Origin of the sequence: Paramesorhizobium endophyticum, assembly GCF_014640615.1 — a bacterium.
GTDB lineage: Bacteria > Pseudomonadota > Alphaproteobacteria > Rhizobiales > Rhizobiaceae > Paramesorhizobium > Paramesorhizobium endophyticum.
In genome coordinates, this window is sequence record NZ_BMHH01000026.1 from 40,253 (window position 1) to 51,282 (window position 11,030).

The 11,030-nt window shown below is 53.9% G+C and carries 13 protein-coding genes; 2 read left to right on the plus strand and 11 right to left on the minus strand.

Annotated elements, in window-relative coordinates:
* Positions 1-14 precede the first annotated feature (14 nt).
* The 5 genes from IEX53_RS20935 to IEX53_RS20955 form a co-directional block, all read right to left on the minus strand.
* Entirely contained in the window at positions 15-155 is a 141-nt protein-coding gene (locus tag IEX53_RS20935; protein WP_188826130.1) for a hypothetical protein, read from the minus strand.
* Positions 156-169: 14 nt separating this feature from the next.
* On the minus strand, positions 170-703 hold the full coding sequence (locus IEX53_RS20940) for a hypothetical protein (RefSeq protein ID WP_188826131.1): 534 nt from the start codon (positions 701-703) through the stop codon (positions 170-172).
* A gap of 18 nt (positions 704-721) precedes the next feature.
* Entirely contained in the window at positions 722-1,984 is a 1,263-nt protein-coding gene (locus tag IEX53_RS20945; RefSeq protein WP_188826132.1) for a hypothetical protein, read from the minus strand.
* A gap of 64 nt (positions 1,985-2,048) precedes the next feature.
* Positions 2,049-4,451, minus strand: coding sequence for a relaxase/mobilization nuclease domain-containing protein (locus tag IEX53_RS20950; RefSeq protein ID WP_188826133.1), 2,403 nt, complete (start codon positions 4,449-4,451; stop codon positions 2,049-2,051).
* Positions 4,452-4,743: 292 nt separating this feature from the next.
* A complete protein-coding gene (locus tag IEX53_RS20955) occupies positions 4,744-5,214 on the minus strand; it encodes a plasmid mobilization protein (protein WP_188826134.1) in 471 nt (156 codons plus the stop codon).
* A 460-nt stretch (positions 5,215-5,674) separates the two neighbouring features.
* Here IEX53_RS20955 and IEX53_RS20960 point away from each other — a divergent pair, with 460 nt between their 5' ends.
* The gene (locus tag IEX53_RS20960) at positions 5,675-6,421 is read left to right on the plus strand and encodes a ParA family protein (RefSeq protein ID WP_188826135.1); all 747 of its coding nucleotides are present in this window, start codon (positions 5,675-5,677) and stop codon (positions 6,419-6,421) included.
* A 1-nt stretch (position 6,422) separates the two neighbouring features.
* The gene (locus IEX53_RS20965) at positions 6,423-6,725 is read left to right on the plus strand and encodes a hypothetical protein (RefSeq protein ID WP_188826136.1); all 303 of its coding nucleotides are present in this window, start codon (positions 6,423-6,425) and stop codon (positions 6,723-6,725) included.
* A 415-nt stretch (positions 6,726-7,140) separates the two neighbouring features.
* Here IEX53_RS20965 and IEX53_RS20970 read toward each other — a convergent pair whose 3' ends face one another.
* From IEX53_RS20970 to IEX53_RS20995, 6 genes are all read right to left on the minus strand, one after another.
* Entirely contained in the window at positions 7,141-7,323 is a 183-nt protein-coding gene (locus IEX53_RS20970; RefSeq protein WP_188826137.1) for a hypothetical protein, read from the minus strand.
* Entirely contained in the window at positions 7,323-7,760 is a 438-nt protein-coding gene (locus IEX53_RS20975) for a type II toxin-antitoxin system VapC family toxin (protein WP_188826138.1), read from the minus strand. The genes IEX53_RS20970 and IEX53_RS20975 overlap by 1 nt, the downstream gene beginning before the upstream one ends.
* Complete coding sequence (locus tag IEX53_RS20980) at positions 7,760-8,005, minus strand: type II toxin-antitoxin system VapB family antitoxin (RefSeq protein WP_188826139.1); 246 nt, start codon at positions 8,003-8,005, stop codon at positions 7,760-7,762. Before IEX53_RS20980 ends, IEX53_RS20975 begins: the two co-directional genes overlap by 1 nt.
* A gap of 209 nt (positions 8,006-8,214) precedes the next feature.
* Positions 8,215-10,191: a ParB/RepB/Spo0J family partition protein gene (locus IEX53_RS20985; protein WP_188826140.1), complete on the minus strand. Its 1,977-nt coding sequence runs from the start codon at positions 10,189-10,191 to the stop codon at positions 8,215-8,217.
* Positions 10,192-10,220: 29 nt separating this feature from the next.
* Positions 10,221-10,664, minus strand: coding sequence for a hypothetical protein (locus IEX53_RS20990; RefSeq protein ID WP_188826141.1), 444 nt, complete (start codon positions 10,662-10,664; stop codon positions 10,221-10,223).
* Positions 10,661-10,957 carry a hypothetical protein gene (locus IEX53_RS20995; RefSeq protein WP_188826142.1) on the minus strand — a complete coding sequence of 99 codons (297 nt, stop codon included), beginning with the start codon at positions 10,955-10,957 and terminating at the stop codon, positions 10,661-10,663. Before IEX53_RS20995 ends, IEX53_RS20990 begins: the two co-directional genes overlap by 4 nt.
* Positions 10,958-11,030 lie beyond the last annotated feature (73 nt).

Below are 11,030 nucleotides of genomic sequence, written 5' to 3' on the forward strand. Positions count from 1 at the left end.
CCAGCGTTGAAAACTCAACTAAAAAGGTAACTGAGCACCAAAAGGCAAAACGCGATAGCTACGAGGGTTTCCAGCCCGGAAACGCCTCTATTTGTCGGGTTCTGCTGCATCTGATATTGCATCAGCAGCGGGTTTGCTTCGTCTTTCCAGTTCATGGGCTGTTCCTCGCCTATAGCGTGCGCCGTTTTTCAGGTTTACGGGCCGCGTTCACATGCTCCAGTGTCCGCCTGTGATCATTATCGGTGTTCTGCGAAGAAATTGCAACATCGGGTCGATATTCATCGCCCCTGACGATTTGCTCCGCGCGCTCGCGAATCTGGTGGGTATCATCACCGGCGGCACGTAAATTGGCTTCGGCCGATTCAGCCGCCACTCCAGCTCGGGCGCCAATGGCGCGAAACTGCCTTGCCTTATCCGCGTTATCACGTGCTGTCGCCGGGTCAATGGCGGTACGCGCAGCGCGCTCATGGGCTTCCGCATTCTCGGCCGCCTGCGCTTGCTGAGCCCTCGCCCGCTCCGCTCCTGCCAGGTCGCGGTCTTTCGTATTTCCCTCCCCCGCTGAAGCGATAGCATCGATCGCTGGACGCGATTTTTCATCGAACGCCGCCTTGAGTTGCGGATCGCTACGCATGGATTCTGAAATCTTACCAACAATTTGCTGATAACGGTCGAGAGAACTTTCCAGTGCTGCTGTCTGCGCCATTCGAATTGCCCTTTCGGTTTAACGTGAGCGGCCTTGCGCTTGCGGCCGCGTATGTACTTGCTCTTGGTTCACTCCGATTTGAGCCTCAGCATTTTGCGAATTTTGTGCGGGCTTCTGCGCCTGGGTTTCCCTCGATGCCGCGACCGATAGCGATTTCACATGCGCTTGCATTTTTTCGTCAAAGGCCGCTTTCATTTGCGGATCACCACGCATCGAATCTGAAATCTTCTCAACGACTTTGACAATCCGTTGCATCACATTGGAAAAACCGGAAACCTGCTGAACAGGAGCGTTCATGTCATTGGCTTCATCGGAAAACTTAGCTCCTTCTTGGTTCGTAGCAAGGAGCTCATGACGGCGCTCGCTCTCTTTTCGCGTCTCAATTGTAAAACCCTGATCCTTTATGGCTTTCACAACATGTTCGTAGGGAGTGTCCTCAGTAAAATTATCATGGAATTCGCCCACGGCATCGAGCGTGGTGTCCATAACGGTCCAGCCTGCAAATTCCCTATCCCCATCATCATTGTACGCATGTTCTTTTTCGATCCTTGCATACTTTTCCGCTATCGGGCCAGTCTGTGAATTCGTATTCTGATTGATCGAACTTTCATTTTCCCTATGCCCGCGCTCAATGGTTTCTATCGCCACCTGGAGTTCAGGAATACCCTGAGCTTCATTCCGCAAAATTTGATTTCCGGACACGGCGAGGAGGGCGGCTTGGCTGGTGGCAGATTGCTTCTCAGCCTGATAGCGCGTGGGATCGTCTCCACGCTCGATTGTTTCTGCTATGGCTATGTCGGCCTGTGCTATTTTATCTAGTGCCCGATGGGCCGCTGCGGCTTGTTCACGACCATATTTTGCCACGTCGTCTTTCGCAAAATTATCTACCCAATAATAGTCAGCTGCTTCCAGCTTTGGCTCGTTCTGAATTTCTGATTTTGCATTGGCAAGAGCCTTTTGCAAATGTGCTATGTCTGAGCGGATTTCTGGCGCTGCATCTTGTAAGCGGATATCCAGGGTATTCAATCCTTCCGCGTAATAATTCAAGAGCACACGATCGGTCATTGCTTCTTGAGGGATTGGTAAACCACTCGAGCCAGCAGCAATCATTTGTTCCTTAGGGCTGATAGAGCTTGCTGGTAACGACATATGTTCTGCATCACCTTCAATGCCCCAGACTTCCTTCACAGCGCGGCCTAAACGTTGCCCTTGCTCCATGTCCCGATGCGTTATGGCTTCTGCCTGCATGTCAACTGCTTGGTTCTCTTGCTGCCCGACCACTTAACTCTCCATCTTTGTCTGCCATCAGAGCTTATTAGATGTTATAAATTTTTCCATACGCTTTCTACCGTGGCGGCCTTTTTCTCTCCACTGTCGGATGATCGTCCATTCGCCCGGGTTGCGGCTTCTGTGAAACCGAATCCTCATTCTCAATCCCATCGCTTTCCTGAGCCCGCTTGCGGATGGAGGTGCGGAGATCCCGTTCCCATTTCTTCGCCGCGGCCTGAACGTTTTCGGCGGTGATTTCCTTATCTCGCGGCCCGGTAAGCGTGCCGGCACGGTTCGCCGCCGCCTCCATCTCCTTCGCCAGGCCGGCAACGCCATGGACTGCTTTTCCGTATTCGAGGGACAAGCGTGATGCGCCGGCGTCGCCAAGCTTTTCGCGCAACTGATCACGTACTTTTTCTAGGGCATGGTCTGTCGTCTTGATCCGGCCCTTGCCTGTCGATGCAATCGACATGACGACGACGAGCTGTTGCCGCCCTTCGCCGTCGAGGGCGTCGCCCATGACGAGGCGCTGTTCCCTATAGACCTCTTTCAAGGCATTGCGGACTTTGGCAATATCCGTCCCGCCGTCGATTGTGACGTTCAGCGTAACAGCGTCTCTCGAGAAATCGCGGGTTGCCTTATCCTCGGCGCGTGGCTCGACGCTCGCCAATTTGCTCGGCTCTGCTGCCTTGTCGCGCTCATGTGTCCGGCTCCTTTCCGGCTGAAAGAGTGCGTCAAGCGCCGCGCGTGTCTTGTCATCGAACGCGGCCTTGAGCTGCGGATCTCCGCGCATCGATTCCGAAATCTTGCCCACAATTTGCTGATAGCGGTCGAGGGAGCTTTCCAGCACCTTCCGCTGAGGGGCGTCCAAAGTGCGGCGGGAATCCTGCTGAAGCATTTCCGAAAGAGCGGTCAAGGAGGAAATGACTTGCGCTGCAGCGTCCAGCCTATCCAACTGGACATTGCCAAGCTTGGCTTCTGTGAATGCCGCATCATGGCGCTTCGCCATTTGCAGCGCGGCGATGCTTACAACATTGTCGCCGCTCTTGCCGGCCTCTTTGAGAACCGTTTCCAATGCGGCCCTGCCCTGCCCTGCGGCCAGGACGCCCGCCGGCTGGCGTGGCATGACGGGCTCACGATCCTGCTTCGTCTTCACCTTCTTCCTGATCGTCTCGCCGGCGACATTGGCCTTAACGGCTTCATGCTCGGCCTTTGTGAAATTCGGCGCGTTGACATTTTCGGCGCGGCGCGTGGCGACCATGTTGATACCTCGCTCCTGGGCGAAATGCGCCATGTTCTCACGCCAGCGCTGGAAATCCCTGATGTTGGGGTCGAGCTTCCGGCCCGATATGGACCGCATGACGATCATGGCATGGACATGCACATGATCGGTTGCCTTGGATTCCTGCGTCCGCTTATCGATTGCCGTGTCATGAGGCCCATGAAGCGCAAAGGCATATTTATGTTCGGCAAACTCGTGACCAAGGAAGTCTCGAACAGCCTCGAGGAATGCGGATTGGTCCGTCCCGGCCTTCGCGCTGATTGCGATGTGCATCACATCGCGAGGACCATATGAGCGAAGATCCTTTTCCCAGCCCTTAGCCACGGCCTGGATGTTCTCGGCGTTGATTTCCCCGTCGCGGCCACTGGTGAGCGTGCCGGCGCGTTTCACGGCGGCATCAAGCTCTTTCGTCAGCCCGGCAACGCCATGGGTCGCTTTGCCGTACTCGAGAGATAGGTGCGGTGCGGCGGCGCCAAGCCGCTCGCGCAACTGTTCATGCACCTTCTCAAGGGCCTGATCGGTCGTCTTGATCCGGCCCTTGCCTGCTGACGCTATCGACATGACGACGACGATCTGTTGCCTTCCCTCGGCGTCGGTCGTTTCGCCAATCGCCAGGCGCTGATCCTTGTAAATGTCCTCCAGCGCTTCTCTTACGGCAGAGGCCGCGCCCTCCCCCGCGATCGTGACCGTCAATGTCACCGCATCCTTGGAGGGTTCGCGTTTGTCGAACAGCGCTTCCCACTCGTCGAGCATGGCGGACTGCTCCGCCTTCGTCGTCACCATCTCGCCATTCTCTCGCTCAAGCGGCATGGCTGCTTCGCGGGAATTGTATGCCACCATGTTGGAGGCTGACGTTCGCCCCCCGCCGACACTGATCATTTTGACCACTGACGCCTGAGCTCCCGATGCAAGCGCCGTCATACGCTTTTCGGGCGTCATGACTGGACCAAGCGCGCGCGGCGTCTCGCCAACGGCTTTTCGGATTATCTCGTTGATGGGCTGTGGGCGCTGCGGCTTTGGGTGGCCCTCCGGACGTGCGTTCCGCTTGCGGCGACCGAAGCTCTTGGACTTACCCCCCCCGCCGCCTCCTTTTTTCACTTCAAGAGGTTCTTCCCACTCCTTTTCGTTCTTGAATCCGATATCGACAATCATCGTCGTGGCGATCCCGCGCGACGTATTGTTAGTCACGGCCTTCATGGCATTGGCTGACGGCGAACTGACCGCAACTGCGTTCGTCCCCCTGGGCTGGCCGGAAGCTTTCTTCGGCTTTGCGCCGGCCTTTCCGGACACTGGCTTAGGTGGGATTGGTTTCCCCCCCGCCCCTCCCCCGCCGCCAGTTAGCTTGGAGTTTGTGAAAACTGGCGCTCCCGATTGCAGCGTCGCGATGGCAGCGTAGGCTTGAAATGCTTTCCGCTGCGCAACGGCCAATTCCTCCGAACCGAAGTCGCCATCCTCGAAGTCTGGTGTCGTCGTGAATGGATTGAAGATTTCAGCCATCGGCCATCACTCGCTTGGCACGGGTTCGGGCCTTCGCAGCCTGCATGACGTACAATTCACCCAGAGCGGTAAGTGAGTTTGACAAGCTGACGAGCATTGACCTGATCTCGGCATCGTCGGGAACGCGGCCAGTGTTCATGGCTCGAACGGCTTGGTTCACGTTCACACCGATAGAGTTCAGCTCCTGATAAATCGCGTCGAAGCGATTTCTGTCACGGTCAGTAAGCACTGGACCGTAACCCATTGCAGCGCGAACTGCGCGGCGGATTGCTTCAGCTATTGATAACCCAAACTGGTCCGCTAGCTGTTCGAATTCGGCTTTCTCGTCAGCCGACATTCGAACGTGAAAGACAATATCCTTTCGCTTACCGGCCATTTGGCGTCCTTGCCCTTCTCTTTCTTCTGCCGCGCTCAGAGCGGCAATCTGAACCGCGCTCAGAGCGGTTCCGGGATTTTGTATCACATAAATCCCTATCCTGCCATCAGAAACAATACACCCATTTACTCGTGACTTTCCGATTTTCCATACTCACCCAAAAGGACACTATCGCAATCTATTCACAACTATCAATAAGCAAATACCGTTTCCCCGTTATCGGTAAATACCATTCTCGGCTAATTGGTGTTTCGCTGTTTCTATGTTAATTCAACGCGGTTTATCGGTTCTCATATGTCGCTGTATTCACATGTTTACCGATTAAGGCGTTCATATAAATCGGTAATTGTTTTTTTACCGATAGCGGTTATCATATGGTTCGTTATCCATATGCTCCGGTATTTCGCTATTTACCGTTTCCGGTGTTTATATGAATAGGTAAAACGGTGTTCATGTGGTCATTTGAACGTATGGATCGGTATTCATACGGTCATTTAAACACCGAGCCTTAGGAGGCGGATGCAAATCCGTCTCAAATGGCTACTGAATGAAAGAGGGCAAAACGGAAATGACTAAAACCATATCGGCAATTTCGACAAAGGGCGGCTCGGGGAAATCGACCACAATCCGCATCCTTGCATCACAACTCGCTCATGAGGGAAACACGGTTGTAATCCTTGATACCGACCCTCAAGGAAGCTGCGCAGAATGGATCGCGAACGCAGAGCAGCGAGGCAATAAAATCCCGAATGTTGGATTCAAAGAGATTGAGCAATTGAGCCACATTTCGCCCGTTATTCAACACCTGCGTGGCAAGGTCGATTATATTCTGTTCGATGTTCAAGGTGCGAAAACAGAAATGATTTTGCCGGTGGCTGAAGCGTCTGAACTGATTATCTTGCCTTATGCAACAACTGATGATGATTGGGTCAATCTATTAAAAACGTTTAAAATCTTGGATCGCATTCGAAAGAGCGAACCAATCGATCCCAAAATAGTTCTCTCTCCTAATCGCATCACCGCGCCTGACGTTCACAACCCATATGTGAAGCAAAGATCGGAGATTGCAAAGCAAATGAACGTGCTGGCAGCTGAACGCCTCATATGGAAACGCGGTTTCTATTCTGAAATGCTCAAACGATACGGATCAATTCCTTCGCTTAAAGAAGTGAGCGATAGCAGCAAAAAGGGGAGGGAAATGAACGATAGCATCAAAAATTGCAAAAAAGAGATTAAAGAATTCACCGACGAAATGACCGGCCTTATTGCCGGTCATACGACAAAGGTTGCCTGACATGCCAGTTAGAGACGTAAACGATATTTTATCAGAACTGAACCTTGATGAACCTGTTCGATCCATCCCTCAGCCGGTGAAACCGTCTGAGGAAGGACCGGCCGTCATGAAGCCTAAAAGCGAGCGGTCAATACGCAAGAAGGCGCAAGCGCTGCTTCATTCCGATAAACGCAAGGAGAAACAGACGAGTATCGCGTTCACTCCGGAATTTCACATGGAGCTTAAGCTTTATGCCGTGAGGAATAATACGACGATTGTTGCGGTAGTCGAGACGGCAGTACGCGAGTACATGGCGAAGAACTAACCACAAACCGGGCCGGATGTCGCTCGCCGTCACTACGGCGCTATTGAGGGCGCGTTCCGGCTCGCTCCATCCGGCCCGGCCTAAGAACCTGCCATTTCATCCTTGAAGAGGGCAGGGGCTACCAACGCGAAGTTCCCGTATCTGCTTCAGTTTCCCAGAGCGCACAGATCGCTCCCGCCCTGGGGAGAGGGGGATGGGTTTGGGAAGGGGGAGGAGGGAACCGTCACCCCCTTCCCAACGCCACGGTTCCGTTGCCAGAGCGGTGAACAGTCATCGCGACCATTGACGATGCCGCCCATTTGCCGCCATTGAAGGCTCGGCGGCGGCGAGGCTGGCAAAATATGGGGGACCGTCATCGCCCCCAATAGAAATGCTGTAGACGGTCGAGTCCTCATTCATTGGCAGCCGTCCGAAATTAGGCCGAACACGCAGCGCCGCGACATGCTGCGAGCTGCTCGATCTGGTGATAAGCTTCGCCTACCTGAATGAGATAGGCGGCTTCTTCGAGGGTCTGGACGGGATCGCCAAAGGGTTTCCCGGTTCCCAGATCGATAACGGTCCATTTTCCATCAGGCGTGGGTTCCACGGTGAAATGCATTATGCTGCCTCAATGTCGGTTTTGGAAAAATCGTTGCCCTTGTATAGCATCGCCAGCCGGTATTCCCTGGCGCAAGCGTAGGCGAAACAGTCCCCGAAATTGAGGCGCGCGGGATGCGCCACGAAGCGGCCATAGGTTCGTGCCGCCTCTATGGCCTTGCGGTGAAGCGAGCCGCTGACAGCCATTTCTTTCGCTCCAGCCGTTTCTAGAAATCGTTCCACGATGCCCTGAGCCTTGTCGATCAATTCAGGAGGCGTCGGGGTTTGATCGCCGTTCGCAGCAATGGAAAATATCCGCGCCAGATTAATGACGGCTTCGAACATCGAAAGCGAGGAGTAAAAGATCGGCTTTTTGCTCATCTCGATCTTAGCCGCGAAATAATCTGCGTCTTCTTCCTCGGCAAGGATGGCAACGATTGCGGATGCGTCCAGATACATCAGATTTCCCACATTTCGTCGTTGAATTTTTTCAAGTCGTATTCGACCTTGTTAGGCCCTATAATCTCGCGGACTTCATCTTGAAGCTTCCGTATTCGCTGCCTAAATGGTATTGTAGCTTCGACGCGGGCGAGTTCGTTTTGCAAAGCTCGCCTAACCGCTTCGGTCTTATTTGGCGCTTTCGTTGCCTTGAGGACTTTCCTCGCCAGCGCGTCAACTTCATCATCACGAATGTACAGTGACATTGGGTATCCTCCAGTGTGGGATATTCCTTTGAGAATATATGAATATATTAAAATGAATATTCCAATTTTGCAACGGTATATTCTCGGAAACCAGAAATTTTTTGCCGCTCACGCCTGTAGTTGGAAAGGGAAACGCGGCGCAACCGATTTCAGGCTTCGATTGCGCCGCGCGGGCCGCCCTAAAGGAGAGAAACGGGCAGCCTATTCACTCACTCGGCGGCGGCGGCGATATCTTCGTCTAAATCATCCTCTGCCGCTTCCACTCGCTCAACAGTGCGCGGACGTAAACAGAGGGGTAGCCAGCCGGTATCACGAAGGTGTTCAAGCGTGGTGCTCACGGCGTCGGCTTTCGTGTCTTTCTCCATGCCTTTGCACACGCTCTCATTGATCCCGGCTTCTCGAACCGCTGCGATAGCGATGCTCTTCGGAACTCGGCTGAAAAACTCTGCTGATGGTTTCCACCATTTGTTCATGTCAAGCGAAACCGCCGCCGCTATTTGGTCTGCCATCTCAAGGCGGGTATGGCCGGTATGCCGATGCTGCCAAGCGTTGACGGCGCGGCTCGTCACATAAGCGAGAAGCTGCATAAGTGCGCCTTGGTTCTGTTCTGTAAGCCAATCCCAGAGCGCAGCGCGGTCGGCTGGCATTTTTGCCGCCCAAGTTTCGTGAAGCTCATCCAATGCGTCAAATGCACTATGATTGCTGCTGTCGGCTTGCAGTTGACGGGGGCCACGGAATGCGTTGCTGATTTCAACTGCGTTTTCGAAAAATCCCTTATCCTTATAGAAAAGCTGGATAGCCAGCGGATGAATGATAGCGCAAAGCGCCACATCTGGCCGCTCGGCAACAGCCAATTGAAGCGCAACCGTGCGCAATGCAGTCAAGTCTTCAATGACGGCAAAAGAGAGGGCAGGGCCATCTTGTTCATCGTCCTGCTTGGTGGCGTCGATTGTCTCGATGAGCTCTATCCGTTCGGTTTTGTTCCGGACGCGCGCTAATTCCGCCGAATCTTCGGGCGCTACCCGGCCTTCATCGATTTCGATCTTTCCATCATACCCGATATACACCAACACCCCGGCAACAGCCTTTTCCATCGGATTATATGCGACGTAACGGGCATTTATTTCTTTAATATCGGCATCGATCAGGTCTAATTCCTCGACCAATGTTTGATATTCCGTGGAGTCCTCGTCTAGCTCTGTGGCTGCGTCCTCGATGCCGTTCCTACGCTCCTGTAATTTGTCGAGCTTCGCTTGATCTTCTTCGCTCGGATCGGTGTGCCTCGCGAAAATGCGCTGATAGTTGGAGGCGCTTTCCAAAGTCGGCATAACCCACTTCCAGCCCTCGCCATTGATCTGCGCTGCTGCGGCCTGCAACTTCTCCAAGGCGAGGCGTTGCAGTAGTTGCCGGTCAGTAAGAAATACCTCGTCGGCTTCTGAAAAGAGGTCACGAACAACGCCACCACCTGCGGCGGTATAAGCATCGAGCCCAACGAATTTCACCAGCCGGTCGCTGCCGCGTACCTGCTCGTTGGTCAGGCGTTCGCGTAGGGTATCCGGGCGGCGTGCCCAATTGTATTCAGCCTCAAACCATGCCTTTTCCTGCGCCTCGTGATCATCGGAAAGCGCCAGAGCCTGCATTTGCTCAAGGCTCATATTGTTCTGACGAAATTCCTCAAGAATGCGGGGGGAAACGTTCGCCAGTTTCAACCGGCGGCGGACGGTCATATGGCTGATGCCGAATCTGTCGGAAATCTGCTCCGGGGTAAGCCCTTCTTCTTCGTGAAGTTTTTTATATGCCTCGATTTCATCGGCGGGGTGCATGTCGGAGCGCTCGATATTTTCCGCCAGTGAGATTTCGATATCGCTATCATTCTCGGCAGCGCTGACGACACGAACGGGAAAATCCTTCGTGACCTTCACCCCCTTGACGCTCCGGCCTTCACTCATGAGGCGCTTGAGCGCTGCCAAGCGGCGCGCTCCGGCAACAACCTCATATACACCCTTATCGCCCTTTCGAACATTGAGGTTCTGCAACTGGCCGTGATGCTCCAGTGAGGTGGCAAGTTCGGCAAGCCCCGCTTCGCTCTGGTAGCGCCGAACGTTCTTTTCGGATGGCTTGAGCTTGCCAAGCGGTACGGTGAAACCGTTGTCAATCGCCGGGGTCTGTGTGGTCTTGTTGGTCATGGGTTCTCTCCTTATGCGAATTGTGAAAATCAGACGATGGACAACGGAACGCGCTGCGCGTGGGTTGTCAGAGAGACGATGCTGTCTCTCATGCTGAGGTTGACGTTTGGAAATGATAGAAACTTGGCCGACATGATCGGCTGAACGGCGTCGATCATTGCCCGGAATGTTTCAATAGAGAGGGTGGGGGATATCCTCTCGCCCGCACTGTTGTGCGCCAGAATGACACCCGAACCAGCAAATAATTGTCCTTCATAGCTCTTGAGGTCGATTGCCGCTCTAGCGCCGTCGAGCCATCCATATTCGTTAAGCCAGAGATCGTGGATTTCATCGATGGCAAACCGCTCCAAGAACCGGCAATCGATGAGCGCGGTAATAGTTTCGAACTCGGCGCTTCTATCGATTTCAACCCGCTTGATTGTGGCGTTATAGGGGTTCACAAGGTAGCCGAACATGACTTGCGGACCACTCATAGCCATCCCTCCACCTTTTCGAGAGTGGGAAGCTTGTCACCACGCCTTTCGGCTTGAACTGCCCGGACAAATTCACATGCCAAAATCGCGTCCAGTGCTGCGTTCCGATACTTTTCCTCGGGCTCGGCATTGGCTTCCGCAAGATCGGCTTGACGAACAATTTGCCCGTGAAAAAAGCGGATTTCTACGCCCGCGCGCTGGAGCCCATCGGCCTGCTTAAAGTACCAGTTCAGGACGTGATCGTAATTCACCCCATTGCACCCGTGTTTTCCGCTTGGGGCTGATGTTTCCATGTTTGCGCTCTCCTATTATCCGCCAGTGGGCGAAGCCTTCTTCCTTTGTCCCGTGAAACGGGCTTGTCCGTTT

Coding starts and splice junctions, on each gene's coding strand:
- IEX53_RS20935 (WP_188826130.1), bottom strand. CDS start 155: ATGAACTGGAAAGACGAAGCAAACCCGCTGCTGATGCAATATCAGATG.
- IEX53_RS20940 (WP_188826131.1), bottom strand. CDS start 703: ATGGCGCAGACAGCAGCACTGGAAAGTTCTCTCGACCGTTATCAGCAA.
- IEX53_RS20950 (WP_188826133.1), bottom strand. CDS start 4,451: ATGAAGGCCGTGACTAACAATACGTCGCGCGGGATCGCCACGACGATG.
- IEX53_RS20960 (WP_188826135.1), top strand. CDS start 5,675: ATGAAAGAGGGCAAAACGGAAATGACTAAAACCATATCGGCAATTTCG.
- IEX53_RS20965 (WP_188826136.1), top strand. CDS start 6,423: ATGCCAGTTAGAGACGTAAACGATATTTTATCAGAACTGAACCTTGAT.
- IEX53_RS20970 (WP_188826137.1), bottom strand. CDS start 7,323: ATGCATTTCACCGTGGAACCCACGCCTGATGGAAAATGGACCGTTATC.
- IEX53_RS20975 (WP_188826138.1), bottom strand. CDS start 7,760: ATGTATCTGGACGCATCCGCAATCGTTGCCATCCTTGCCGAGGAAGAA.
- IEX53_RS20980 (WP_188826139.1), bottom strand. CDS start 8,005: ATGTCACTGTACATTCGTGATGATGAAGTTGACGCGCTGGCGAGGAAA.
- IEX53_RS20985 (WP_188826140.1), bottom strand. CDS start 10,191: ATGACCAACAAGACCACACAGACCCCGGCGATTGACAACGGTTTCACC.
- IEX53_RS20990 (WP_188826141.1), bottom strand. CDS start 10,664: ATGAGTGGTCCGCAAGTCATGTTCGGCTACCTTGTGAACCCCTATAAC.
- IEX53_RS20995 (WP_188826142.1), bottom strand. CDS start 10,957: ATGGAAACATCAGCCCCAAGCGGAAAACACGGGTGCAATGGGGTGAAT.